This is a genomic window from Halocynthiibacter sp. C4, assembly GCF_028823805.1.
GTDB lineage: Bacteria > Pseudomonadota > Alphaproteobacteria > Rhodobacterales > Rhodobacteraceae > Falsihalocynthiibacter > Falsihalocynthiibacter halioticoli.
This window is the reverse complement of the sequence record NZ_JAPEIE010000001.1, coordinates 389,354-415,420: the sequence shown is the minus strand read 5'-3', so window position 1 is coordinate 415,420 and position 26,067 is coordinate 389,354. Positions and strand designations below refer to the sequence as shown.

Genomic DNA, 26,067 nt, shown 5'->3' with positions numbered 1-26,067 from the left:
CAAAAGGACGTAAGTCAGATGACGAGTAACGCGATGTTGCAGCCGGAACCGGCACCGATTTTAGCGTGTACAATTTCGCGCGATGTACAGAATTTCGATCTTCTGATTGAAGATATGGAAGCCGAGCTGGGCGAGAGCTGGGGGGATCTATCCTTCTCTGATGCTCTGGTTTTTCTTGAGCATGAAGACGCCAAGACATTGGAATTCGTGGCGATTGCCGTCGATGACCAAGACGAGACCGATCTTTCGATTATTTCCAACCTGATCACAGCGGCGAAGGCGGCCTCGGTTAAAGTCATCCTGATTGCGGATGATGTGAGTCCGATCGCTCTACACAAGCTGCTTCGGTTGGGCGCCGATGATTTCATCCCCTACCCGCTTCCTGAGAACGAGTTGCATGAGGCGATCGAGCGCCTTCGTCAGGAACCCGAAGTTCAGGCACCTGAAGTGGCTCCCACAACATTGAAGCCAACTGGCGATCGTAACGGCGTTGTTTTGCCTGTTCATGGCCTCGCTGGTGGCGTTGGTGCGACAACATTCGCGGTGAACCTTGCTTGGGAACTCGCGACAATTGACAAAAAGAACGCGCCACGCGTGTGTATCCTTGATTTCGACCTGCAGTTTGGCTCCGTTTCGACATTCCTGGATTTGCCGCGCCGCGATGCGGTTTACGAACTGCTTTCGGACACCGAAACAATGGACAGCGAAAGCTTCATGCAGGCGCTTTTGCCATTCAATGACAAGGTGCATGTCCTGACCGCCCCTGCGGAAATCTTGCCACTTGATATCGTTGAGCAATCGGACATCGAGCGGCTGATCGAAACAGCGCGCTCAAACTTCGACTATGTCATTATCGACATGCCAACCACCTTGGTTGCATGGACAGAAACTGTTCTACAACAATCACTTGTCTATTTTGGTATGTTTGAAATGGACATGCGGTCCGCACAAAATATGTTGCGTATGATCCGCGCGCTGAAAGCCGAACAGCTTCCAGTCGACAAGATGCGCTTCATCCTGAACCGTGCGCCGAAATTCACCGATATTGCCGGCAAATCGCGCGTTAAGCGGATGGCGGAAAGCCTCGACATCAGTGTCGAAGTTCAAATGCCAGACGGGGGCAAGCAGGTTCTTCAAGCGAACGACCACGGTCAGCCTCTTGGGATGAACGCCGCAAAAAGCCCATTGCGCAAAGAAATCAGCAAGCTCGCCGCCTCACTACACGAGCTTAACCAAGCCGCCGAAACAGGCTCATAAGAGGTAGATATGTTCTCACGCTATTCGAAGAAAGACGCGCCGCAGACCGCGCCAAAAGAGGTAGCGGCCCCAGCTCCGGCGGAAAATAAAGCCCCCGAAGCCGAGAAGAAAGTTCTGCGGAAGCTCGCAGCGGCTACAGCTGCGCCAGCAAACAAAGAGTTAAAGCGAAAGTCGCGTTTGGGCGAAATCAAAGTCGAGCTCCACAAGACTCTGCTTGATAACCTGAACCTTGCCGCGCTTGAGAATGCATCGGAAAAAGACCTGCGCAGCGAAATTGTAGAGATTTCGAGCGAAGCGCTTTCCGATATGCAGATTGTGCTAAACCGGGACGAGCGTAATCAGCTCAACCAAGAACTGTTTGACGAAGTCATGGGCCTCGGTCCTCTAGAACCGCTTCTGCAGGATCCTTCGGTAAACGATATTCTTGTGAACGGTCCTCAGCAAATTTTCGTTGAGCGCGAAGGTAAGCTTGAACTCACTGACATCACCTTCAACAACGAGAAACACCTTCTTCGGATTATCGACAAGATTGTTTCCGCGGTTGGCCGTCGTGTTGACGAAAGTAACCCTTATGTTGACGCCCGTCTTGCAGACGGTTCGCGTTTCAACGCTATGGTTTCGCCAATTGCGGTTGACGGTAGCCTTGTTTCCATTCGGAAATTTAAGAAAGACAAGCTTGGTATTGATGATCTGGTGAATTTCGGTGCCTTTACCGAAGAGATGGCTGCCTATCTACAGGCCGCTGTTGCTACCCGGCTAAACGTCATTGTTTCTGGCGGTACCGGTTCTGGTAAAACCACCACGCTCAACGCGCTGTCGTCCTTCATTGATAATAACGAACGCATCCTGACAATCGAGGATACAGCCGAACTTCAGCTCCAACAGACACACGTGGGACGCATGGAAAGCCGCCCTGCCAACGTTGAAGGCAAAGGCGAAGTTTCTCCACGCGACTGTTTGAAAAACGCCCTTCGGATGCGTCCGGATCGCATTATCGTTGGTGAGACGCGCGGCGAAGAAGTTATCGATATGCTTCAGGCCATGAACACAGGTCACGATGGCTCGATGACAACAATTCACGCCAACTCGGCTCGTGATGGTATTTCACGTCTCGAAAACATGATCGCGATGGCCGGTATCGAAATGCCGCTCAAAGCGGTGCGGAGCCAAATTTCAAGTGCGGTAAACTTGATCGTACAGGCCAGCCGACTTCAGGACGGTTCGCGCCGCATGACCTCAATCACCGAGATCACCGGTATGGAAGGCGAGGTTATTTCGATGCAGGAAATCTTCAAGTTCCAGCGCGTCGGCCTTACACCAGACAACAAAATCATCGGCCACTTCACCGCAACAGGCGTTCGGAGCCACTTCTCCGAGCGGTTCCGGATGTGGGGCTATGATCTGCCGGCAACATTGTTTGAGCCAACTAAAATGGCCGCGGAGTAACGCACATGATTATCAGCGCTGAGCCACTAATCTATGGCATGATCTTTATCGCCGTGTTGCTCTTGGTTGAGGGCATTTACCTTACAGTATTTGGTAAATCCATCAGCCTGAACAGCCGCGTAAACCGCCGTCTGGACATGCTGGAAAAAGGCGGAAATCGCGAGCAGGTTCTAGAGCAACTCCGCAAGGAAATGAGCCAACACCTCAAGTCTGATGGTATACCGCTCTATTCTCTCCTCGCGCAAAAAGCGCAAAAGGCCAACATCGCTTTTTCTCCGATGCAGCTTATCATGCTCATGGCAGTTCTTGGTTTGGTTGCCTTTGTTGGCCTGACTGTAGGAACCGCGGCTTCTACACCTATCCGCGTTGGTATTTCCGTTGTTATGGGCATTGGCGCCGTGTTCATGTGGGTCAACGGCAAGGCCAAAAAACGCCTTGCAATGATGGAAGAGCAGCTTCCAGACGCTGTTGAACTCATGGTTCGAAGCCTTCGCGTCGGGCACCCTTTCACGTCGGCAATCTCGATTGTTGCCAAGGAAATCGCTGATCCACTAGGCACCGAAATGGGCGTCATTGCCGACGAGGCCGCCTATGGTCGTGATATAGGTGAAGCACTCAAACACATGGCCGAACGTATGGACATGCAGGATTTGCGCTTCCTTGCGGTTGCCGTGACGATCCAACAGGTCTCGGGTGGTAACCTTGCCGAAATCCTTGAGGGCTTGTCCAAAGTTATCCGCGCTCGCTTCAAGCTTTTCCGCCGCGTTAAAGCGATCACGGCTGAGGCGAAATGGTCTGGTATGTTCCTGTCGGGCTTCCCGCTCGCAGCGCTTGTTACCATCAACGTTCTTAAGCCGGACTACTATGACGGCGTGAAAGAGACTGCTGTCTTTATTCCGGCCTGTCTTGTGGTTGCGGGTTTCCTCGGCGCAAACGTTCTGGTGATGCGCGCTCTTGTCGATATCAAGGTTTAGGAGGCAGCAATGGAATTTTTCAGTAGCATCAACACTATGCTGACCGACAATTTCGGGCCATTTGGCCCGTTGCTGGTCGCCGGTATCGTTGGCCTTTTCTTGATCCTCGGCACCCTTCCCGTGCTGCTGCGCAAGGAAGAAGATCCGCTTGATAAGCTCAAGAAGAGCATGAACAAGCAATCCGCGAGCAAAGGTAAAGCCGAAAACCTCCGTCAGGGTAAAAACGACAAACTCGAAAAATACTCCAACTTCCTCGAGCCGCAGACCGAGGAAGAATATTCCGCGATGCGTCTTAAGATGATGCAAGCGGGTTATCGCGATAAGAATGCCATCCGGACTTTTCATTTTGCCCAGTTTGCGCTCGGCATCGGCGGTCTTGCTCTTGGCGGACTTTATGTGCTGATCAATGCATCCTCGTCTGGACAGGAAGTCTCGATGCAGTCCTCTATTCTTACACTACTTATCCCTGGTGCAATCGGCTACATGGCACCTAAATACTGGGTCAGCCGCCGCCAACAGACGCGACAAGAAGCGATTATCAACGGCTTTCCGGATTCGCTCGATATGATGCTCGTCTGCGTTGAGGCGGGCCAGTCTATGGATCAATCAATCCTTCGCGTGAGCGAAGAGATCCGCGCCGGTTTTCCTGATCTCGCTGATGAGTTCGAGATTGTGTCGAACGAATCCAAAGCAGGTAAAGACAAAGTGGCCGTTTTGAACGACATGGCGGATCGTTGCGGCGTGCAAGACGTTCGCAGTTTCGTAACCGTGCTGAACCAGTCGCAAACCTTTGGTACTTCGATCGCTGGCGCCTTGCGCGTCTATGCCGAAGAAATGCGGGACAAACGCGTGATGCGCGCCGAAGAGAAGGCGAACAAGCTTCCGACCAAAATGACTTTGGCAACGATGATGCTGACAGTTCCGCCACTATTGATCATTCTTATCGGGCCATCGGTTTACGGTATTGCCACACAACTCGGAGGCATTAAGTTCTAATGCATGGCATTAGAGCGGTTTGCACCCTTTTTCATTTTGATACTTCTTGCTGCGTGTAACACAGCAGGCAATGTCGATCCTGAAGGCGATCCTTATGCGCCTGGTTTCAGCAAAGAAGAAGGGGTCGATGGCTTGCTTGTTGGGCACCGCCTCATGGAGGCTGGAGAATACGAGCTCGCGCTGAAAGCTTACTTACGAGCTGGCGCAAAATATGGGCTGAACGTTGATGTGCTTAGTGCATTGGGGTCAGCCAACCTCCGCCTTGGGCGGCTTGGGCAATCCGAAAAACTTCTCAGACAGGCAACAGAAGAAGACCCAACCTTCGTTCCAGCGTGGAACAACCTTGGTGTTGTCCTCATGGAAACCGACCAAATCGGTGAAGCAAGCCGCGTTTTCAAGACCGCATATGCTCTAGATAGTGGCGAAAGCGACTCAATTCGCGAAAATTTACGCCTCGCGCTCGCAAAAATTGAAAATCCGGGCTATGCTGAACAAAATAAAAATAAGTTTGAGTTGGTGAGGCGGGGCAGCAGCAGCTACTTGCTTCTTCAAACTCCAAATGAGAATTGAGCAGTAAAGGACGCAAAAATGCGCCATCCACTTTTACTATCCGTGTGCCTTGGCGGCACGCTTCTTCTTGCCGCGTGTGACCAGGACAAGCAGACAGCCGAAGAAGTTGCGCGCTCGATGAAAGACGTCAATGTCATCGACGAAAGCAACCTCAATGACATCATGCTTACCGTGGCCGACCCGAACGAGGCGGTTATCTATTTCAAGCGCGCCGTAGCCGACAATCCAAACCGGATTGATCTCAAACGCGGCCTCGCTAAATCCCAAGTTCGCGCCAAAGAAGCAACTGCATCGCTCCCCAACTGGGAAGCCGTGGTCGCCAGCGATCAGGCCACCAACACGGATCGCCTTGATTACGCCTCCGCACTCATCCGCGCAGGAAAGTGGGACAAAGCAGAGACCGTTCTCGACACGATCCCGCCAACTGTTGAGTCCTTTGAGCGTTACCGTTTGGAGGCCATGGTTGCTGATTCCGAGAAGAATTGGAAAAAGGCGGACAGCTTCTATTCAACTGCTGTTGACCTAACAACCAAGCCTGCTGGCATCCTCAACAACTGGGGCTATTCCAAACTTTCACGCGGTGATTACAAGGGCGCGGAAAAACTGTTCGCAGAGGCCGTTGCCTACGATCCAAAGCTTTTCACCGCCAAGAACAACCTCGTACTGGCTCGCGGCGCACAACGGAATTACGAAATTCCGATCGTTCCGATGAACCAGTCCGAACGCGCTATGCTGCTTCACACTATGGCTCTTACGGCCATTAAACAAAACGACGTTGCGACAGGGAAAGGGCTACTCAAAGAGTCCATCGAAACCCATCCGCAGCACTTCGAAGCAGCAGTACGCTCGCTCAATGCACTGGAAGAAGGCGTCTAAACTTGGACTTTGAGCTTGCGGCAAAGGCAGCGATGTGGTTCCTCCCCCTCTCGCTGCCTATTTGTTTCTGGGTCGCCTATAGCGACCTGAAATCGATGAAAATTCCCAACAAAGCGATGCTTGCTCTATTGGCGGTATACGCGATTGTTGGCCTTTTTGTTCTTCCAATGCCACTCTATCTTGCCGGATGGCTCAACTTTGTCGTCATGATTATTGCCGGCTTCATCATTAGTTCGCTTGGTGTTGTCGGAGCGGGTGATGCCAAGATATTGGCCGCAATGGCCCCCTTCATCGCGCGCGGAGATATCCCTGCATTTGCAATGCTCTTGGCGTTCTGTTGCATCGTCGCTTTTGCACTTCATCGTGCTGCAATGAATATCGCACCAATCCGCAACCTCGCACCTAATTGGCAAAGCTGGTCAGCGGGCAAAGATTTCCCTGCTGGACTAGGCCTTGCTTCGGCCTTCGCAATCTACCTAGTTGCTGCTGCTTTGGGCGGCTAAGCGGTTCAGCCGATAGACGGACGAAACCGCGCTATCCACCAATGGCTCCAATACCAAATCCTCGCGTTGCGCAATTGAGACTAGCATTGCGTTGCGAACGCTAAGCTGTGTCGCACATTTCGGGACGACGAGGATGTCTGCATTCTCAATACCCGGCAACCCACCATAAGCCCACGGCGCGCTGCCCTTCGTTGGCTGCATGTTGCTAAACATCCAAACCGAAGAGCTTACATCCGAGACATACAGCGCCTCTCCTTCGAAATTTACGAGGTCGCTTGCAATTGCGGAATTAAACGTCGAATTGCCTAGCCTTATTTGACAATCGGCAAAGGTGGTAGGGTCGAATTCGGCAAGATCGTTGTTGGTTGTGTTCGTTTCACTCAGCAATGGAACCATCGCGTTCACGTTATCCACACGAAGGTTGGCTATGTGGATGTCATCAGCAACGGGAAACCGAGTTGTTGGAATGACCCGCTGATATTGCCCCTCGTCCAAAAACAGGTGCCGCAAACCACTCGTTCCAAAATTCAGCAGAACAGGTGCAATTATCACGGTACCAGTAATCGAAACCACCGAGAGCGCAGTCCGAATGTCCCATCCGAATTCGTTCCGAAACTCCCCCTCTGGCCGCATCGCATAGACATAAACAACGACAAATCCGAGCCACAGCGGATCATTTCCGAAGTTCTGGTAGGTAATATAATACAGCCCAGGTAACGCAATGAGCAGCAACAGAGCCGCGCCATTTTGGGATGATTGGCGAAGAAAAATGACGCCCGCTGCCGCAACAATCAGTGTGGGAAGAAACGCGGGCGCGGAAATCAAATCTGCAAGGCTCGCACCGGGGAACGCTCGGTTTGCAGAGCTGGCGACAGTTAGAAGGTCCGCATAATACGCCTGCCAAGGCGCAAGCCCATACAAGAATGTGATAGCAGCAAACGCCGTGCATCCAGCCAGAAATGCGCCCGCGATTCCTCGGAAGTTTGCGGTCATCAACAACCCTACGAGCACAGGCAAAGCGATCCCGACCAAGTAAGTAACTTTCAAAAGTGCGAGCGCGACGAGACAGATGCCGATCACAATGCCCTCAAAGAAACCACCGCCGGTAAGGCCGCGCTTGCGGGGTAGCATTGAAAGGCCCAATGCAACGAATGCCAATGCCCATGCCCAGCGGTTGTAGTACATCGAAATGGACGACGAGACATCGGTTTGCCCATCCACAATCGCTGTCGCCGTGACGAGCGTTACTCCTCCAAAAAGCATTGCTGCCCCTGTGCTCAGGCGGCTAACGCCGATCCACCAAAGGGGAAGAACAAGCGCAAGGGCCAAAACAGCCTGCGTGGCAAGAAATGCCATGCCGAAGTTGAGGCCAAGCTGTGAAAACCAGATGATCGGCGCAAATGCGAGGGTTCCGATTGGCGTTGAAAAATCTGCGTGAATTCGAGCGCCATCTTCGAAGCGCAGCAGAATATCAATCAAATGCAGCGTATCGACCTCGTGTTTGCCGAGATATAGCCCACCCTTCGCCAGACCAATCGCGCCGCCCAATAGGGCAACTGCAAACAAAAACACCAACAAAATCGCGGAATTTGCCTGTTTCATCCGACCTCACTTTCGCATTTGAGCAACACTAGCCACAGAGAGAGCGCCAAGTAAAAGATCGAGGCGCTTTTTGTTGGTCATTCTGGCGCAGCGCGGTAGAATCAGCACAAAAAAGACCGTTCCGGCACAACTACAGGTACTCACCATGAATGCAGAACCCACTGGGGTTTTAGCCCCGCCCGCCCCGAAGCGCCTCGAGGAGATGAACCTCCCCATCGTTATGATGCGGGATATCCTTCTCAAAACGCTGTTCCGCCAGAACCTTGATATGGTTTCTGAAATTGCGAGGGCGATCTGTTTGCCAATACCGGTGACGCAAGAGCTTGTTGATATGGCGCGCGAGCAGCGGCTTTTGGAGGCGACTGGTACTCTGCATGCTAACTCTGGCAACGAAATGGGCTACCAGCTTACCGACCAAGGCAAGGCCCGCGCGCTCGATGCGTTGAGCCAATCGGAATACTACGGCGCTATGCCTGTGCCGCTGTCGATCTATCAGGAGCAGGTCAAACGCCAGTCCATCCGCAACATCCAGATTTCGCGCGATCAACTCACCGGTGCGATGGGTCACCTGATCCTGCCGCCGACGTTGCTTGACCAACTTGGCCCTGCGGTAAGTTCAGGCCGTTCGATCCTTATGTACGGTCCTCCGGGCAATGGTAAATCCTCTATCTCGAACGGTATCCGTGACGCACTTGGCGACAAGATCTACGTCCCGCGCGCGATTGAATACTCCGGTCAGGTGATTACCGTTTATGACCCAATCGTGCACTCCGCCGCCGAAGAACAGAAAGACGACCCAAACTCACTCCGCCGTACCGGCAACCGCTATGACACGCGCTATGTGCGTTGCGAACGACCAACAGTGATCACCGGTGGTGAATTGACGCTTTCGATGCTTGATCTTGTCTATAACCCGACAGCCCGAACCTATCAGGCGCCGTTGCAGCTCAAGTCGTCTGGTGGCGTCTTTATCGTGGACGACCTTGGCCGACAGGAAGAGCCACCACAGTCGCTTATCAACCGCTGGATTGTGCCTCTTGAAGAGGGCAAAGATATCCTCGCGCTGCAATCGGGCGAAAAATTCGAGGTGCCGTTCGACACGCTCGTTATCTTCTCAACCAACTTCCACCCGAACAAGATTTTTGACCGCGCCGCGTTGCGCCGGATTTTCTTCAAAATCAAAATCGATGGACCGGATCAGGAAGACTTCCTCAAAATCTTCGCGATGATGGCGCGTCGCCGCAAGATGCCGCTGGACGAGGCCGCGCTGGTGCATTTGCTTAAGAAGAAATACCCTGAAATCAACAACGAGTACGCCAACTATCAGCCGATCTTCTTGATTGATCAAATGATTTCGATCTGTGAGTTCGAGGGCATCCCATACCAAATGACGCCTGATCTCATTGACCGGGCTTGGGCGAATATGTTCGTAACTGAGGAAGACATCGTTCACTAATTCGGTGTTTTCGGCGGGCTCTAATTCGCATACCCTTTTGGGATGACCGCGCTTCCGCAGCACTTTGAAAACTGGTTTGATGCGAGGGGCTGGCAAGCTCATCCGCATCAACTCGAGATGCTCGCCAAAAAGGACGAGCCGGCGCAGCTCTTGATTGCGCCAACGGGTGGCGGCAAAACACTCGCCGGATTTCTTCCGACCCTCGTTGAACTCGGCAGCAGGCCACAATCCGGCCTGCACACGCTCTACATCTCCCCGCTCAAAGCGCTCGCCGCAGATATCCGACGAAACCTTGAAAAGCCAGTTGCCGAGATCGGGCTTGGTATTCGCATAGAGGACCGGACCGGAGACACGCCCGCGGCCCGCAAAAAACGACAAAGAGTTGATCCGCCACACATTCTGTTGACCACACCTGAAAGCCTCGCGCTTCTGCTCAGCTATGAAGATGCGCCACGCATGTTTGCAGGTGTGTCTCGTGTGATCGTGGACGAGATTCATGCACTGGCCGAAAGCAAACGCGGAGATCAATTGATGCTCGCGCTCTCTAGACTTCAGGCGCTTGCGCCAAATCTCCGTCGTGTGGGCCTCTCCGCTACGGTTGAAGACCCAGAGGCCATTGCAAAAACACTCGCATTTGGCTCACAACCCTGCAGCATCCTACATGCTCCAAGTGGTCCCACGCCTGATATTCAAATGCTAAAGACCACTGAAGCCCCGCCTTGGTCAGGTGGCGGCGCGGCCTACTCCATTCCTGCGGTTATGGAATTGGTCAAACAACACAAAACCACCCTGATCTTTCACAACACCCGCGCGCAGGCCGAGATTTATTTTCACAATCTTTGGCTCGCGAATGACGACGCGTTACCAATCGGAATTCACCATGGCTCTCTCGCCCGCGCTGCTCGCGAGAAAACAGAAGCCGCTATGGCCGAAGGGAAACTGCGCGCGATTGTCTGTACGGGTAGCCTCGATTTGGGGATCGACTGGGGTGATGTTGATCTTGTTATCCAGATTGGCGCACCCAAAAATGTGAAACGCCTTGTGCAGCGGATCGGCCGCGCCAACCACGTCTATAACGCTCCGTCAAGAGCTATTCTTGTTCCCGCAAATCGATTTGAGGTTGTCGAATGTATTGCGGCGCTCGAAGCCGTGCGCGAGATGGATCTTGATGGCGAACCACATGGTCGAGGCCCGCTTGATGTGCTGTGCCAGCACATACTTATTCGCGCCGCATCTGGCCCATTTCATGCTGACGCGTTGTTCGACGAATTCCGCTCAACAGGCGACTACGCAAGCCTAACGCGCGCCGAATTTGGCGACTGCCTCGATTTTGTCGCGACAGGTGGCTATGCCTTAAGAACCTATGACAGATGGCAGCGCCTCTTGCTCAAGGAAGACGGCATGTGGCATCTGCGCGACCCGCGCTCGACCCAACGCATCCGCATGAACCTCGGGACAATCCAAGACACCGACAAACTAAAAGTTCGAATGCGTGGTCGTGGTTCTGCTGCACCTTTGGGCGAAATCGAGGAGAGCTTTGCGGCGACACTGGAGCCTGGCGATACTTTTCTGATTGGTGGCGAGATCGTTCGCTTCGTTGGTCTCCGAGAGATGGACGTGATCGTGCGTAAAGACACTGCGAAGCGCCCGCGCATCGCAACCTTTATGGGAACAAAATTCGCCACCTCAACACAGCTTTCTCACAGAATTCTCGACTATTTTCAGCGATCCGACTGGAGCGAATTGCCAAACCACACCGCTGACTGGCTCATGCTTCAAAAGACGATATCGGCACTGCCAAACAAAGACGAACTGTTGATCGAAACCTTTCCCAACGACGGTTTAGAACATCTTTGCATTTACGGCTTCGCCGGACGTAACGCGTTACAAACACTTGGGTTATTGCTGACGCACAGGCTTGAAACCTTGGGTTTTCATCCTCTGGGATTTGTCGCCACGGATTACGCACTCATGATCTGGGGGCTTGATGAGGTCACGGATTTCGCGCCACTTTTTGAGCCTGCTAACCTACGGGACGGATTGGAAAACTGGCTTGTGGAAAGCGCGGTCATGAAGCGATCTTTCAAGACCTGCGCAACGATTGCCGGTTTGATTGATCGCAATGGCCCCCACCCCAAAAAGAGCGGCCGGCAAACAACATTCTCCTCTGACATTCTTTATAATACGCTTCTGAAATATGATCCCGACCACCTAATGCTCCGCATCACCAAGGAAGAAGCAATGCGTGGCCTCGTTGATTTCTCCCGCATCGAAGAAATGCTTGCACGGACAAACGGCAAGCTTGTGACCAAACGGCTTGAACGTGTCTCGCCGCTCGCGGCTCCTCTCTTGCTGGAAATTGGTAAGGTACCTGTAAGAGGCTCCGCACAAGAGCGTCTCCTTACCGAGGAAGCGGAGCGGATGCTTTCGGAGGTCGGCCTTGAATAGCGGCGTTTCAACACCCTTCGAGTTTCAGAGAAACAGCTTCCACCTCTTTGCATCAGGCGCGCTCTACTGGCCAGCAGAGCGCTTGCTGTGCGTCTCCGATCTCCATTTGGGCAAGTCCACTCGCTATGCCAAATCAGGCGGGGCATCGCTTCCGCCTTATGAGGTTCAGGAGACCCTCTCTCGAATGGAAGAAGCGATTGAAGCCACCCAACCGAATACTGTTGTGTGCCTCGGAGATAGTTTCGATGCTGTTGATAGTCAGGACGACATTCTTGAAAGTGACTACCTTCGCCTTACGGCAATGATGGCGGGTCGCTCTTGGGTGTGGATCGAAGGCAACCACGATCCCGGGCCTGTCGGGCTTGGCGGTCAGCACCTCAAGAGCCTGAATGTTCGTGGAATTACCTTTAGACATATTGCCGAAACAACAGATACGCCCGAAATATCAGGACATTACCATCCGAAAGCCCGCGTTCGGACACGGGCGCGTGGCCTTTCCTTTCGAGCGCTTCTTGTAGACCAAAAGCGGATCATCATGCCCGCATTCGGAACTTATACCGGCGGGCTTTGGAGCGATCACCAAGTCTTTAGCGCACTAATGGACGACAGTGCGCAGGCCTATCTCCTTCGCCAGCCGCCGCTGAAAATTCCAATGCCGCGATAAGCTGTCTACGCGGTCAGCCCTTCGGGTTCTTCAAGACCGTTTGCGCGGCAGGTCGCCGTCAGAGTATTCGCCAGAAGGCATGCGATTGTCATTGGGCCCACACCGCCAGGAACAGGCGTGATCGCACCGGCATTTTCCTTCGCCGTTGCAAAATCAACGTCTCCAACAAGCCGTGTCTTGCCTTCGCCCTTTTCTGGCGCGGGGATACGGTTGATGCCAACATCAATTACGGTCGCGCCTTTCTTGATCCAATCGCCCAATACCATCTCTGGCCGACCAACGGCCGCGACCACGATGTCCGCACGTCGCACGACATCGGGCAGGTCTTTGGTGCGACTATGCGCGATTGTAACTGTGCAGCTATCGCCTAGAAGCAAGTTGGCCATAGGTTTTCCAACGATATTCGAACGCCCGATAACAACCGCATCCAAACCAGAAAGCGATCCATGGTGCTCCCGCAACATCATCAAACATCCCAATGGAGTACACGGCACCATCGATTTCTGACCTGTGCCAAGCAAGCCCACGTTGGAAATATGAAAGCCGTCAACGTCTTTGGCCGGATCAATCGAGTTGATGACAAGGTCTTCGTTGAGGTGGCCAGGCAAAGGAAGTTGCACAAGAATACCGTTAACCCTTTCATCCTTGTTCAGCTTTTCGATGAGCGCGAGGAGATCCGTTTCTGAAGTGTCGGCGTCGAGTTTGTGCTCATAGGAGTTCATGCCCACTTCGACAGTCATCTTGCCCTTGGAGCGCACATAGACCTGACTTGCAGGGTCTTCGCCAACCAGCACAACCGCTAACCCTGGGGTAATGCCATGCTCAGATTTCAGTTTGGAAACATGCGAAGCAACCTTTTCGCGGACGGTTGCGGCAAATGCTTTGCCGTCGAGAAGTTTAGCGGTCATGGGTTACTCCTTTGTCGTATTCAGGTGCACTTCTTCGCGTGCGATCGACCAGCGAATAAGCTCGCGCCAAAGACTTTCGGCCAAGTCAGGTGAAAGCCCTTCGTCCTCTGCAAGTCGCCGGACATTCCCCACAACTTCTTCGACGCGAACTGGAATATTCGCGGCAAGCCCATCGCGTTTCTTGATCTCTGCCGCACGGTCGATATAGCTCGCACGAATGCGAAGGGTCTTAATCAATTCCGCGTCGAGCGTGTCGATCTCGGCGCGAAGCTGTTCCATGTTTTCGCAATCTTTGGGCTCACGCATATCCGCATTCCAATCGTTTCGCGGCCCCTCATACTCCGAGCAAGAAAGTTCTTCAACGCCCCCTAGAACAAACCTTCGATTTCGCCCGCGTCATTGAGCTTAATCTGCTCCGCAGACGGCACGCGCGGCAAACCCGGCATGGTCATGATCTCTCCGCAAATCGCGACGACAAACCCCGCGCCTGCTGATAGGCGGACTTCACGAATAGGAACGGAATGCCCCGTTGGTGCGCCGCGCAGGTTCGGATCGGTCGAAAAGCTATACTGTGTTTTCGCCATGCACACCGGTAGATCACCGTAGCCATCCTGCTCCCAAGCGCGAAGTTGATCGCGGATTTTCTTATCGGCCAGAACCTCATCCGCACGATAGATCGATTTCGCAATCCGCTCGATTTTCTCGAACAACGGCATGTTATCGCGATAAAGCGGGGCGAACTGTGAAACATCCGCATCTGCTATCTCTGCAACGCGCGTTGCGAGTTCTTGAATACCCGCAGAGCCTTTTTCCCAATGCTTGCACAGGATCGCCTCAGAACCTTGCGAGGCCACATAATCCATCACCGCTTGAACTTCCGCGTCTGTATCCGAGGTAAAGTGGTTAATCCCGACAACAACAGGTACGCCAAATGATTTCAAGTTGGCGATATGACGCCCGAGGTTGTCACAACCCTGCTTAACAGCTTCAACGTTTTCGGCACCAAGATCAGCTTTGGCGACCCCGCCATTCATCTTCATGGCCCGAACCGTCGCCACAAGCACAACGCAATCAGGCGCGATGCCCGCTTTGCGGCATTTGATGTTCATGAATTTCTCGGCCCCAAGGTCTGCGCCAAATCCCGCCTCGGTCACAACATAATCAGCAAGCTTCAACGCCGTTTTCGTCGCAATCACCGAATTACACCCATGCGCGATATTCGCAAACGGTCCGCCATGGACAAAGGCAGGATTGTTCTCAAGTGTCTGAACAAGATTTGGCTGCATCGCTTGCTGTAGGAGTACAGTCATTGCGCCATCGGCCTTGATGTCACGTGCATAAATCGGCGTTCTGTCCCGACGATAGGCGACGATAATATCACCGAGCCGTTTTTTAAGATCGTCCAGATCATTGGCAAGGCAAAGGATCGCCATAACTTCGGAGGCAACAGTTATGTCAAAGCCCGTCTGGCGCGGGAAGCCGTTTGCAACGCCACCAAGAGACGTCACCGTATCGCGGAGCGCACGGTCGTTCATGTCCATCACACGCCGCCATGTGACACGGCGCTCGTCTATCTCAAGCGCATTGCCCCAATAGATGTGGTTATCAATCATTGCCGAAAGCAGGTTGTGCGCTGAGGTGATCGCGTGGAAGTCGCCTGTGAAGTGCAGGTTCATATCCTCCATCGGGATGACCTGTGCGTAGCCGCCGCCAGCTGCGCCGCCTTTCATACCGAAACACGGACCAAGCGAGGCCTCGCGGATACAGATTGCCGCTTTCTTACCGATGCTGTTCAACCCATCGCCAAGCCCGACTGTGGTCGTTGTTTTGCCCTCACCCGCCGGCGTCGGGTTAATAGCAGTCACAAGAATAAGTTTACCGTCTTTCTTACCCTCAAGCGACTTGATGAACTCCGCGCTCACCTTTGCTTTGTCATGTCCAAAGGGCAGCAAATGTTCGCTTTGAATTCCCAACCGAGCGCCAACTTCTTGAATCGGCTTCTTTTGTCCTTCGCGTGCAATCTCGATATCGGTTTTGAACGTCATAACGGCCCCTGACTAAAATGCTAATGCTTCGGTTCTACAGACCACTGAACACAGTTACAGCGGTAAAACCGACATTTTTCGCAGATAAAGCGCCCAGCGATGTTTCACATCGGAAAAATCAGCGCCTTTCCGAATGCTTGGCGCCTATCATCCGTGCGGCCAAGGTCTTTGATTTGGAATGTGCAGCCGCAATTTATCTCCGCGCCGAAGCGTACCTTCGCGCTCGACCCAAGCCGTGACACCGCGCTTGCCTGCTGCTTTCGCGCGGAACGCCTTGCCCTCGCCTTCATGCTTCAGTCCAATTTCGCGCGTCACTAGGTTGCACGGCTGGTTCTCCATATCAATCGTAACTGTCGCGCCGTTTTCTGCCTGCAACCGCGAGGAAGGAGGTACAGCCGTAAAGTCTGGGATGCCTTTCACAACCATGTTCGCCCCCAACAACGCTGGATCAAGTTGCTCCAACTCAAGTGCCTTCGCGATCTCCTTGATCTCTTCGGCAGAGACGATTGTAAGTTGGCGTACGTTGCGAATTTCGGTTCCACGCGGATATTGCGTAATGACTCGCGAACAAGACGGTCGCGTTAGCCCTCCGTGATCCTCACGAAGGGGTCCGGAAAAGGTAAGCTCCATTTCATCCATTGGCGTCGCCAAGAGGCTTTCATTGCGGTCAAGAACGCATCCCAGCCAGACGATCTCACAGAAAAAATCCGTTGCTTTAAGTGCAGGCATAAGACCCCTGTTTTGAATGTTGCGATGACGAGTTTGCAATTTCCGCTGAGGGATAGTCAAAACAAAAACGCCGCATGCAGGTCCATGCGGCGCTATCTTTGTTTCGAACTATGCTGTCGGCTCCGGCTCCATGCCGCCGCCCGACTTGGGCTTTTTCGGCTTAGTTTTCGGAATCGCCGTGACACTTGGCGCGCTGCCCGTATCCGGCTTGTCCTCGTCATCGTCGATTTGGGGTGGCTCGCCGCGCATCACGCGCTCAATTTCCTCGCCCGTCAGAGTCTCATACTCAAGCAAACCCTGCGCAAGACGTTCAAACTCTTCCGATTTCTCAAGCAAGATTTTGCGCGCAGTTTTATATCCCTCGTCGATCAGGCGCTTCACCTCTTCCTCGACAAGTTCCTTGGTATGCGCGGAAATAGACAATCCGCCGCCGCCGTTGCCCATATATCCTTCATGGGCCTGCTGGTAATCAATATTGCCGACTTTATCGGACATACCCCAACGCATCACCATCGCCCGTGCGAGGCCACTGGCTTGCTGGATATCACCAGAAGGGCCGTTTGATACACGATCCGCGCCGAACTTGATGATTTCGGCAGCTTTACCGGCCATCGTCATCGCGATCTGCTGTTCGCACTGGTCTTTGTGATAGTTTAGCCGATCCATTTCAGGAAGACTCATCACCATACCAAGCGCACCACCACGCGGAATGATCGTAGCTTTGTAAACCGGATCACATTCCGGCAAGGTCACACCAACAACTGCGTGGCCAGCTTCGTGATAGGCTGTCATTTCTTTTTGCGCAGGTGTCATGACCATAGAGCGGCGCTCCGCCCCCATCATGACCTTGTCCTTCGCCATTTCGAAATCTTCCATCGTCACAACATTGCGCCCGATCCGTGCGGCCATCAGCGCGCTTTCGTTCACAAGGTTCGCGAGGTCCGCACCGGAAAATCCAGGTGTACCGCGCGCGATAATACGAAGATCAACATCCGGCCCGAGCGGAATTTTCGCTGCGTGGACGTTGAGGATTTTCTCACGGCCTTTGATGTCCGGATTCGGAACCTGCACCTGACGGTCAAATCGGCCTGGGCGTTTCAACGCCGGATCAAGAACATCAGCGCGGTTGGTCGCCGCAAGAAGGATCACGCCCTCGTTGCTCTCAAAACCGTCCATCTCAACAAGGAGTTGGTTCAGCGTCTGCTCGCGCTCATCATTACCACCGCCATAGCCGGCGCCACGATGGCGACCAACGGCGTCGATCTCATCAATAAACACGATACACGGGGCGTTTTTCTTGGCTTGCTCGAACATGTCGCGTACGCGGCTCGCACCAACACCTACGAACATTTCAACAAAATCAGAGCCCGAAATCGTAAAGAAAGGAACACCCGCTTCGCCGGCGATCGCACGCGCCAGAAGCGTTTTACCTGTACCTGGAGGACCGATCAGAAGCGCGCCTTTAGGAATCTTACCACCAAGTCGGCTAAACTTCTGCGGGTTACGCAGGAATTCAACAATTTCTTCAAGTTCTTCCTTGGCTTCATCAATACCGGCGACATCATCAAATGTAACACGGCCCTGCTTTTCGGTAAGCATCTTGGCTTTGGACTTGCCAAACCCCATCGCGCCACCTTTGCCGCCACCTTGCATGCGGTTCATCATGAAGAACCAAAAACCAATCAGAAGAGCAACCGGTCCAAAGAGCATGATAAAGCGGCCAAGCGCAGACTGCTCTTGCGAGTTCGCTTTAACTTCAATGCCTTTTTCAATCAGCGTAGACGAAATTTCAGCGTCTTCCGGCACGATCGCCCAGTGGCTTTGGCCATCAGAACCAACAAACTCCACCCGCTCGGCGTCCATCGTTACTTCGGTGACTTCACCGCTGTTCACAGCATTAACAAATTGTGAATAAGTGTACTCGCTGCTGTTCATCGTGCTGCGGTTACCGCTAAACACCTGAAACAGAGCGACAAATAGCAGACCCAAAACGATCCAGAATGCGAAACTTCGCGCGTTGCCCAAGGGACATCTCCTCAAGAATTTTGACAGCACATAAGAATCCGTGCGTCGTCACCCGTCTAAAATAAGGATCGAAGCGAATTCTTCAATGCGATAAAGCTGTTTGAAGGAAATCTTCCCAATGTTTTTGGGGCTCAGCCGTGATTGCATTCGCTTTGCCCACCAATGGAGCGGACACAAGTTCGCCGCTTACCCAAACTGACGGTGAAACAAGCAGCGCCGCACGTTTTCTGCCCGTTTCGCGCCAGTCAGGGCAAAGTTGTAACCCATCAGGCCCAAGCGCGCGGACCTCGGCGCCATCCGCAACACTGCCGCGCAGCAGCCAGCGGCCGTCCCAAACTTCGCCAACTGCAGCACTTAAGCCCTCAACTGCGGCAAACTCACGCGTGACCAAAACTCTGTCGCCAACACGCACAAACAAACAACCGCGCAACACGGTCTGCTCCTGCTCCTCGAGTTGCGCCAGAACGCGCTGCACAGACTTTCCGCGTGGCGCATATTCAGAAGGAGACATCCATTCGACAGCGCCCGAGATCAAACGACGCTGAATTTCTGCTGGGTGTTGTGTGAGCCGTGCGAGATCAAGCCAAAGATTGCAGTCTTCGATCGTCACCGCATCTTCGGCAGCGGCGCGCGTATAATGATCGAGCGCTTCCGAGACCCCACGCAAGTTCTCCGCAGATTTCGCGATACTCGAAACGCTTACACCGGCGCTTTCTAGATCAGGCAGCATCTTGCGAAGTCGAACGCGGTCAAATCGGTCATCTTTATTAGACGGATCTTCCACCCAAGCCGCGTCACGTTCCTGCAAGTATGCACGCAACTCGGAACGACGGAACGCCATCAACGGCCGAATGAATTCAATGCCAGAGACTTCTCTGCTTTCTGTCATTTTAGCGAGACCTGCCGCCCCCGCACCACGCCCAAGTCGCATCAGAAACGTCTCGGCCACGTCGTCCATGGTGTGGGCAAGCGCAACTCTTGTGACACCCGTGTCTTTTGCCCAATCAGCAAGCAGGCTGATCCTTGCCTTGCGCGCCATTGATTGCAGGTTTCCCGTGCCATCCCATCCGCGCCACTCCAATGTGGAATGCGGGAGCCCTAGAGTTCGGCAATGTTCTGCAACGAGCTTTGCTTCATCTTTCGCCTCAGCGCGCAGCCCGTGATCAACTGTCGCTACTTTAACCGTCACACCAGCTTCTGAAGCCCAATCGGCGATCAGATAGAGCATTGCAAGTGAATCCGAGCCTCCAGAAACCGCAAGTCCAAGCCCATCAATGGCAAAAGGCGCCAGCTTGGTAGCGAGCGCCTCTTGATGTTCGTGTGTCCAACTTGTGGGCGTCACAAGCAACCAAGCTCCTGACGTCGGGCGTTTGCCTCTGCAACTTCAGGAGCAGTCGGGAAACGGGCCTCGACCTCTCCAAGCGTCAGGCAGGCTTCGTTCTGTTGACCGAGCGTGCCGAGAGAAGAGCCGAGCTTAAACAAAGCGCGCGGCGCGAGCGGCCCATCAGGCGCTCCAGAGAAGCTTTCCAAAAATGCGCGCGCAGCGGGCTGCACATCGCCTGCACCTTCATAAGCAAGACCACTTAGGAACTGCGCCTCACTTGTCAGACGGCTCCCTTGATAGTCCCGCAAAAAGTTTTCGAATTTCTCAACCGCTTGCAGATAGTTTTGCGCGTCCAGCTCTGCTTTTGCTGCGGCGAAATCTGCCTCTTCGCCTACGGCAAGCTGACCACCTTGTTCGGTCGATGGCTGCGCAGGCGCAACTTCCGGAACTTCACCGCCAAGTGTGCTGCCAAACTCAATTGTCGAAATATCGCAATTTGGTTCAAGCTCGCAAATCCGAAACTCAAGATCGCCAATGCGCGTAGTGCCGTCTTTGACAACGCGGTTTAGTCGAAGCTCAATCTCTTCGGACCGTGCAGTCACGCTCTGTAGTTGGGCCTCGATGGTTTCGATCCGTTCAAGCAATGTACCTGCCTGATCTGTGCCGCCAGACAAACCCGTCGTAGACAGTTCGCGTTTGAGCTTCTGGATCTCTACATAAACGACCGAAAGCTCTTGCCTGAGGTCCGCCAGCGTCTGATCCTGCGCTTGCACTGGCACAGCAGCCCAAGATGCGCAGACCAGTGCTGCTGCGACCGTAGTTTGTCTTAGGAACGAAATCACACGCCTGCCCCTGCTGCAACAACCGTCACCGCGCGACGGTTCTTACGATAACAGCTTTCCTCGGAACAAATCTCAAGTGGACGTTCTTTGCCAAAGCTCACTGTTTGCAACCGGTTGCTCGCCACACCTTGCGATACAAGGAACTGATAGGCGGCATTCGCGCGGCGCTCGCCCAGCGCGAGGTTATACTCGCGTGTGCCTTGTTCGTCTGCGTGGCCTTCAATAATGGCAGTATACTCGCCGTTGTTCATGAGCCATACAGCCTGCCCTGCGAGGGTAGCTTTGCCTTCTTCAGTCAGCGTGCTTTGATCAACTTCGAACAGAACGCGATCGCCGATGGTGGTGTTGAAATAGGCGACGGAAGTTGGATCGTTCACATCGCCGTTCAATCCGCCGCTTCCAGAACCGGCACCACCACCAAATCCACCAGTTTTGTTGGAACAAGCCGCCAGACCAAGCGCCGCAACCACCAACGCAACCTTTGTAAACTGTTTCATATCACTTCCCACCTTTGTTCGTTTTTGCGCAACATCTTGCTCGTACGCGTGCGCTTTCAATAGCTATTACTTCAACAGCGGCGACCACGCGGGATCACTTGCTGCACCCTGCGTTTGAACCCGTTTGAGGCTTCGACCCGTCACGTCCACCGAATAGAGGGATGACGTGCTGCCAGAACCAAGCGTCTCACGCGTAAACATAATCACGCGCCCATTGGGGGACCATGTTGGCCCTTCGTCAAGGCGCGATGTGGTTAGAAGCCGCTCTTCGCTTCCATCTGTGCGCATTACGCCAATGTGGAAACGGCCATTGTGTTGCTTGGTAAAGGCGATCAAATCTCCGCGAGGGGACCAGACCGGCGTACCGTACCGGCCGGAGCCAGAGCTGATCCGACGCGCTTCGCCGCCATTTGCCGACATGATGTAAAGTTGCTGACCACCGCTTCGATCGCTTTCAAATACGATTTTGCTACCGTCGGGCGAATAGCTTGGCGCGGTTTCGATTGACGGTGTCTGGGTTAAGCGGCTCGACGCGCCCGTAGAAAGGTTGAGCGTGTAGATATCGGTATTCCCGCCCCGAGACAGCGAGTAAACCACCGTGTTCCCATCAGGAGAAAAGCGCGGAGCAAAGCTCATGGTACCTTCTTGTTGCTCAAGAATACGGCGGCCAACGGTTGCCACATCGAGCAGGTAAATCCGAGGAAACCCTGTTTCATAGGACGTATAAAGAACGCGGTCCCCTGTTGGCGAGAATCGCGGCGCAAGAACAAGAGACTCATCGCCTGTTAGATACTGAACATTCGCGCCATCGTAATCCATGACCGCAAGCCGCTTTTTGCGGGCGTTCTTGGGGCCAGTTTCCGCAACATAGACAACGCGGCTATCAAAGTAGCCTCCCTCGCCTGTGATCCGGCTGTAAACCGCATCCGCGACCTTGTGCGCCATGCGCCGCCAGCTTTGCGTGGTACCGCCAAACTGGAGCCCTTCCCCCATTGGCGCACCGGACACCACATCAAAAAGCCGGAACTTAACCGTCAACCGATCACCCGAAACACTCACCGCGCCGGTAATCAGCGCCTGCGTGTTGATCGCGCGCCAATCAGCGTATTGAATCGGGCTGGTGAAGCTTGTGATATTCGAGATGTATGCATTTTTCGGGATTTCGCGGAACAGGTCTGTACCGACGAGATCCGCAACGACAACGCGGCTGATCTGCGAAGCCATCTCGCTTGATCCTGCGGTTTCGGCCACGAAGTCGGGCACGGCGACCGGCATCGGCTCGATCACACCATCAGTCACGGTAATGCGCAAAGGTTCGGCCGTTGCCTTGTGGCCGACACCTGCAACGATGAGAGCAAGAACGAGGGCAATCAATCGGAACATAGCTATCTATTCCTCATTTTAACTGGATCAAAGGTTATCTCTATTTCTTTCCAATGATCGTATTTTTCAGCAGGAAGGTTAAAACCCTTGCTGCCACACATGATAATGGCTCGGCGCGCGGCTGCAAACGCTCTATCGGCGGCGTCTTTTGAACCGCCACTATAATCGATCATTCTAACCGAAGTGGCGTCAGGTACACCATCGCGGCCAACCGAGAGAGACGCAACCACTGTTGTCCGCAAGGCCTCGCCCGAGAGCGCACCAACGTTCCAGCATTGAGACACGGCAACGCGCAGCGACTCCTTCTCGCCAAAAGTGAGTGGCGGTCCGCTGGCTGGCTGCGGGGTTTCGCTTGGTGCGGGAGTTTCGTTTGCCTCGTTCAGCGCCGCAAGAATATCATCTTGCTGCTCTGGTTGGTCCGGTTCTTCTGGCTCTTCAGGCTGCTCGACGACGGGTTGAGGGCGTTCAGGGCGCGAAGGTGGCCGCGGCGAAGATTTCGGCGGCTCGATCGCTTCAGCAACGATCTTGTTTGAGGCTTCTTCCTGTACTGTTGTTTCCTCAACTGGCTCCTCTACAGGATCAGGCGGCGTATCCTCTGCGGTTTCTGCGGCCTCTTGGGTAACAACATCAATTGGTTGCTCTGGGGTATCATTGATCACTGGTTCTGGCGCAACACGGTCTGCAGGGCGCTCAACGGCCTCTGGCGCAACTGGTGCTAGCGGCACAATCTGTGGTTCATCCGGCACAACCGGATTTGGAGCCACTTCGGTTATCTCCGGCGCTTCGGTTGGCTCGGCAATGATCTGTTCCGGCTGCTCTGGAACTTCGGGCGCGGTTTCTTCCGGCTGCACGGTTTCAGGCTCCCCAGGCACGTCCGGCTCTGGCTGTGCAGGCGGTTCAACTTCGGTATCCACATCAGGTGCAACCGATGGCGTAGCGATTTGTGCGAACTCTTCGGGCGAGATCAGCGAGACTTGTGTCGTTTCGACTGAAACCGGTTCGCGCGCACGAAGAAACAGGCCCCCGAACAGAACCCACAGGATCAAGAGCGCGTGGCCAAATCCCGAGATATAGTAACCGGTGCGCACTGTAGACCGCTACCCGTCGCTGCCGCTGAGCGTGGGACCGCCGGTGTCGGTAACGAGGCCAATATCATTGAAACCGCCCGCGTTAAGCGCGCCCATGATCTGCACAACTTGCTCATAGGGGATTGCCCCATCGGCACGTAAAAACACTTTGTTGTCCGCCCGCTCCGCAGCAATCGCGCGCAGTTTGGGGATCAACTCTTCGGCGGCAATATCTGTGCTCATCAGAACAAGCCGTCCATCCGCCGTTAGCGAAAGTGTCAGCGGCTCCTCTTGCTCGCTCGGCAATGCTTTGGCCGCGGTTTTCGGCAATTCTACCGGAACTCCAACCGTCATGAGCGGCGCTGCGACCATGAAGATAATTAGCAAAACAAGCATCACGTCCACAAAGGGCGTGACGTTAATTTCCGACATAGGTTTGTTCTTGCCGCTCTGGCGACGGCGGCCTCGTCGGCCACCCCCTCCTCCACCTTGCATTACACCCGCGCCCATATCAGCTATCCAACTGACGGCTCAGGATGGTAGAGAACTCGTCGGCAAAAGCTTCGTGCCCCGCGATCAAACGGTCACTGTCCGCGGACAGTTTGTTATAGAAGATAACCGCCGGAATAGCCGCCAGAAGGCCAAGAGCCGTCGCCAACAGAGCCTCGGCAATACCGGGTGCAACAACGGCGAGGTTTGTACTTTGCTGAATGGCGATCTCTTCGAAGGCGTGTTTGATGCCCCAAACCGTACCGAACAAACCAACAAACGGTGCGGTCGCGCCAACAGTCGCGAGGAAAGGCAAGCCTTGCGTGAGTGACTCACTCTCTTTCGCGAGCGCCACATCCATGGAGCGATCAATCCGCGCCTGTGCGCCTGCAATCAATCCGCCATCGTGTCGATGACTGCGCCGCCATTCCAACATGCCTGCGGAGAATATCTTCTGCGATGCGCCCTGTGGATCGCCCGCAATTTGATCGAAAAGCCCATCCAGAGGCTCGCCAGACCAGAACGCGTGATCGAATTCGCTCGATTCACTACGGGCCCGTCGATAGTTCAGCGTCTTTTGAATAATAATCGCCCACGACCAAAACGATGCGACGATCAGCATGATCATCACGATTTTAACCGTGAAAGTTGCGCGCAAAAAAAGCGCCAAGAAGGAGAAATCAATCTCCTGCGCCACTGCAAGGGTTTCTGTTTCCATATGCCTGCTCGTTACTAAAGGCCGGTGTTCCGGCTCTGATTAACGCGGATTCTATCGCATTCACACGAGGATTGCTACGCAAAGCTCCTGAAAGCGACAAAATGTTTAATCACAAAGCAGTAACTGGCGAATATCCGCCGGTATTCGGGCTGGATTTCCCGTTTTCAGGTTAAGCGCCACCAAAGTCACATGCGCAGAGAACAAAACTGTCTCGCCGCGCTTCACCTGCTGCAGCATAACAAAACGTGCACCCGTTGCCGCTTCAACAGAGGTTTCCACTGTTAACACATCGTCGAAAATTGCTGGCTGAAAGTAATCAGCCTCCACCCGGCGAACCGCAAAAACAAGGCCAGTGTCGCGCTTGAGCGCCCCTTGATCGACGCCCAACTCCCGAACGTATTCCGTACGCGCCCGCTCGATAAACTTGAGGTAATTGGCATAGTAAACGATGCCTGCCAGATCGGTGTCTTCGTAATACACCCGAAGCGGGAAGATATGGGGCACGATTTACCTCGAACTTTTTCCAATGATGCGTAGTTTGCCGTGAAGGCCTCGCAAACGCAATTTAACCAACCGCAGAGATCCGAGCAAACAGGCGCAAAGCATGACTGGAATCCTGAGCCGTAGCGGGCAATACAGGATCATAAGCGGCCTGAATGACCTGTGCGATTTCAGGGCGCAAAACGGTTGCTTTCGTTTCTGGGTGAATGGCCAACGGCGAACGCTCGGCAAAGGCCTTCTCGCCCCACAGCAGCATAATCTGGACCATCTGCCCCAAGACAAGGACGTCGGCGGGGATGTCGGCAAGCGTGTCATCCATTCTTAGGAACACGAAACCAGCCTTAATCGCACCCTGCTCGTCAAAGCGGAAAAAGCGGTACTGGTTTGCTTTAGCTTCGTCCAAACGCGCAAGGAGAGGATCCATTTCGGGGATCAAGCGATCAATATCTGGAACGCCCTTCAGGTCACTCCATTCGCGGATAAAGAACACCATTAGGTTGCTGCCCAACTCGGGATCAGTTTCGGCCAACTCGTGCCGCGCCAAGGAACACAGCGCTTCGAGCGCACCCTTCACCACAGAGATAGTTTCTTCCTCAACACCAAACACAACGGGCGCAATAGGCCTCCCCCAGCGGGAAAATCCGTAAGCACCACCGCGCTCAAACAGGCTTTCGATCTCTTCTGGCGTTATAGAGGTCATGCGTCACCCTTTATCCATGTCATTGCAGGGGGACATAAAAATTTTGA

Annotated in this window: 25 protein-coding genes; 10 read left to right on the top strand and 15 right to left on the bottom strand. The window is 53.9% G+C overall.

Annotation, left to right across the window (positions count from 1 at the left end; all coding sequences use genetic code 11):
- Positions 1 to 18: 18 nt before the first annotated feature.
- From OU789_RS02065 to OU789_RS02035, 7 genes are read left to right on the top strand one after another with little or no spacing between them, the layout of a single operon-like run.
- Positions 19 to 1,257: an AAA family ATPase gene (locus tag OU789_RS02065; protein WP_263954124.1), complete on the top strand. Its 1,239-nt coding sequence runs from the start codon at positions 19 to 21 to the stop codon at positions 1,255 to 1,257.
- Positions 1,258 to 1,266: 9 nt separating this feature from the next.
- Positions 1,267 to 2,703, top strand: a complete 1,437-nt coding sequence (locus OU789_RS02060; protein ID WP_263954125.1) for a CpaF family protein — start codon at positions 1,267 to 1,269, stop codon at positions 2,701 to 2,703.
- A 5-nt stretch (positions 2,704 to 2,708) separates the two neighbouring features.
- Positions 2,709 to 3,677 carry a type II secretion system F family protein gene (locus tag OU789_RS02055; RefSeq protein ID WP_274652839.1) on the top strand — a complete coding sequence of 323 codons (969 nt, stop codon included), beginning with the start codon at positions 2,709 to 2,711 and terminating at the stop codon, positions 3,675 to 3,677.
- A 9-nt stretch (positions 3,678 to 3,686) separates the two neighbouring features.
- Entirely contained in the window at positions 3,687 to 4,673 is a 987-nt protein-coding gene (locus tag OU789_RS02050; protein WP_263954127.1) for a type II secretion system F family protein, read from the top strand.
- 3 nt (positions 4,674 to 4,676) lie between these two features.
- Positions 4,677 to 5,243 (top strand): tetratricopeptide repeat protein, encoded by a 567-nt coding sequence (locus OU789_RS02045; protein WP_274652836.1) that lies wholly within the window; start codon positions 4,677 to 4,679, stop codon positions 5,241 to 5,243.
- Positions 5,244 to 5,261: 18 nt separating this feature from the next.
- The gene (locus tag OU789_RS02040; RefSeq protein ID WP_263954129.1) at positions 5,262 to 6,119 is read left to right on the top strand and encodes a tetratricopeptide repeat protein; all 858 of its coding nucleotides are present in this window, start codon (positions 5,262 to 5,264) and stop codon (positions 6,117 to 6,119) included.
- A 2-nt stretch (positions 6,120 to 6,121) separates the two neighbouring features.
- The gene (locus OU789_RS02035; protein WP_274652834.1) at positions 6,122 to 6,622 is read left to right on the top strand and encodes a prepilin peptidase; all 501 of its coding nucleotides are present in this window, start codon (positions 6,122 to 6,124) and stop codon (positions 6,620 to 6,622) included.
- On the opposite strand, the gene OU789_RS02030 is transcribed toward OU789_RS02035, so the two are convergent.
- Positions 6,596 to 8,224: a hypothetical protein gene (locus OU789_RS02030; protein ID WP_274652832.1), complete on the bottom strand. Its 1,629-nt coding sequence runs from the start codon at positions 8,222 to 8,224 to the stop codon at positions 6,596 to 6,598. The genes OU789_RS02035 and OU789_RS02030 overlap by 27 nt on opposite strands.
- A gap of 145 nt (positions 8,225 to 8,369) precedes the next feature.
- On the opposite strand from OU789_RS02030, the gene OU789_RS02025 reads away from it, so the two are divergent.
- From OU789_RS02025 to pdeM, 3 genes are read left to right on the top strand one after another with little or no spacing between them, the layout of a single operon-like run.
- On the top strand, positions 8,370 to 9,680 hold the full coding sequence (locus OU789_RS02025; protein ID WP_263954133.1) for an ATPase: 1,311 nt from the start codon (positions 8,370 to 8,372) through the stop codon (positions 9,678 to 9,680).
- A gap of 42 nt (positions 9,681 to 9,722) precedes the next feature.
- Positions 9,723 to 12,128, top strand: a complete 2,406-nt coding sequence (locus tag OU789_RS02020; protein ID WP_274652829.1) for a ligase-associated DNA damage response DEXH box helicase — start codon at positions 9,723 to 9,725, stop codon at positions 12,126 to 12,128.
- On the top strand, positions 12,121 to 12,792 hold the full coding sequence (gene pdeM, locus OU789_RS02015; protein ID WP_274652827.1) for a ligase-associated DNA damage response endonuclease PdeM: 672 nt from the start codon (positions 12,121 to 12,123) through the stop codon (positions 12,790 to 12,792). Before OU789_RS02020 ends, pdeM begins: the two co-directional genes overlap by 8 nt.
- A 5-nt stretch (positions 12,793 to 12,797) precedes the next feature.
- Here the strand turns inward: pdeM and folD are convergent, their stop codons facing one another.
- The 14 genes from folD to OU789_RS01945 all read right to left on the bottom strand — a co-directional run bounded on the left by folD (position 12,798) and on the right by OU789_RS01945 (position 26,020).
- Positions 12,798 to 13,700, bottom strand: coding sequence for a bifunctional methylenetetrahydrofolate dehydrogenase/methenyltetrahydrofolate cyclohydrolase FolD (gene folD / locus OU789_RS02010; RefSeq protein WP_274652825.1), 903 nt, complete (start codon positions 13,698 to 13,700; stop codon positions 12,798 to 12,800).
- 3 nt (positions 13,701 to 13,703) lie between these two features.
- Positions 13,704 to 14,006: a chorismate mutase gene (locus OU789_RS02005; RefSeq protein WP_274652823.1), complete on the bottom strand. Its 303-nt coding sequence runs from the start codon at positions 14,004 to 14,006 to the stop codon at positions 13,704 to 13,706.
- A 62-nt stretch (positions 14,007 to 14,068) separates the two neighbouring features.
- Positions 14,069 to 15,745: a formate--tetrahydrofolate ligase gene (locus OU789_RS02000; RefSeq protein WP_274652821.1), complete on the bottom strand. Its 1,677-nt coding sequence runs from the start codon at positions 15,743 to 15,745 to the stop codon at positions 14,069 to 14,071.
- A gap of 147 nt (positions 15,746 to 15,892) precedes the next feature.
- Positions 15,893 to 16,474 (bottom strand): MOSC domain-containing protein, encoded by a 582-nt coding sequence (locus OU789_RS01995; RefSeq protein ID WP_274652819.1) that lies wholly within the window; start codon positions 16,472 to 16,474, stop codon positions 15,893 to 15,895.
- 108 nt (positions 16,475 to 16,582) lie between these two features.
- Entirely contained in the window at positions 16,583 to 18,499 is a 1,917-nt protein-coding gene (gene ftsH / locus OU789_RS01990) for an ATP-dependent zinc metalloprotease FtsH (RefSeq protein WP_263954140.1), read from the bottom strand.
- 82 nt (positions 18,500 to 18,581) lie between these two features.
- Complete coding sequence (gene tilS / locus OU789_RS01985; RefSeq protein WP_274652817.1) at positions 18,582 to 19,841, bottom strand: tRNA lysidine(34) synthetase TilS; 1,260 nt, start codon at positions 19,839 to 19,841, stop codon at positions 18,582 to 18,584.
- On the bottom strand, positions 19,838 to 20,665 hold the full coding sequence (gene ybgF / locus OU789_RS01980) for a tol-pal system protein YbgF (protein WP_274652815.1): 828 nt from the start codon (positions 20,663 to 20,665) through the stop codon (positions 19,838 to 19,840). Before ybgF ends, tilS begins: the two co-directional genes overlap by 4 nt.
- The gene (gene pal / locus OU789_RS01975) at positions 20,662 to 21,162 is read right to left on the bottom strand and encodes a peptidoglycan-associated lipoprotein Pal (protein ID WP_274652813.1); all 501 of its coding nucleotides are present in this window, start codon (positions 21,160 to 21,162) and stop codon (positions 20,662 to 20,664) included. The genes ybgF and pal overlap by 4 nt, the downstream gene beginning before the upstream one ends.
- Positions 21,163 to 21,228: 66 nt before the next feature.
- Positions 21,229 to 22,545 (bottom strand): Tol-Pal system beta propeller repeat protein TolB, encoded by a 1,317-nt coding sequence (gene tolB / locus OU789_RS01970; RefSeq protein ID WP_394358502.1) that lies wholly within the window; start codon positions 22,543 to 22,545, stop codon positions 21,229 to 21,231.
- Positions 22,546 to 22,547: 2 nt separating this feature from the next.
- The gene (locus tag OU789_RS01965; protein WP_274652811.1) at positions 22,548 to 23,633 is read right to left on the bottom strand and encodes an energy transducer TonB; all 1,086 of its coding nucleotides are present in this window, start codon (positions 23,631 to 23,633) and stop codon (positions 22,548 to 22,550) included.
- Between the two features lie 9 nt (positions 23,634 to 23,642).
- A complete protein-coding gene (gene tolR, locus OU789_RS01960) occupies positions 23,643 to 24,122 on the bottom strand; it encodes a protein TolR (protein WP_274652809.1) in 480 nt (159 codons plus the stop codon).
- A 1-nt stretch (position 24,123) separates the two neighbouring features.
- Entirely contained in the window at positions 24,124 to 24,819 is a 696-nt protein-coding gene (tolQ, locus tag OU789_RS01955) for a protein TolQ (RefSeq protein WP_263954146.1), read from the bottom strand.
- Positions 24,820 to 24,924: 105 nt separating this feature from the next.
- The gene (gene ybgC, locus OU789_RS01950; protein ID WP_274652806.1) at positions 24,925 to 25,323 is read right to left on the bottom strand and encodes a tol-pal system-associated acyl-CoA thioesterase; all 399 of its coding nucleotides are present in this window, start codon (positions 25,321 to 25,323) and stop codon (positions 24,925 to 24,927) included.
- A 61-nt stretch (positions 25,324 to 25,384) separates the two neighbouring features.
- The gene (locus OU789_RS01945; protein ID WP_274652804.1) at positions 25,385 to 26,020 is read right to left on the bottom strand and encodes a hypothetical protein; all 636 of its coding nucleotides are present in this window, start codon (positions 26,018 to 26,020) and stop codon (positions 25,385 to 25,387) included.
- Positions 26,021 to 26,067 lie beyond the last annotated feature (47 nt).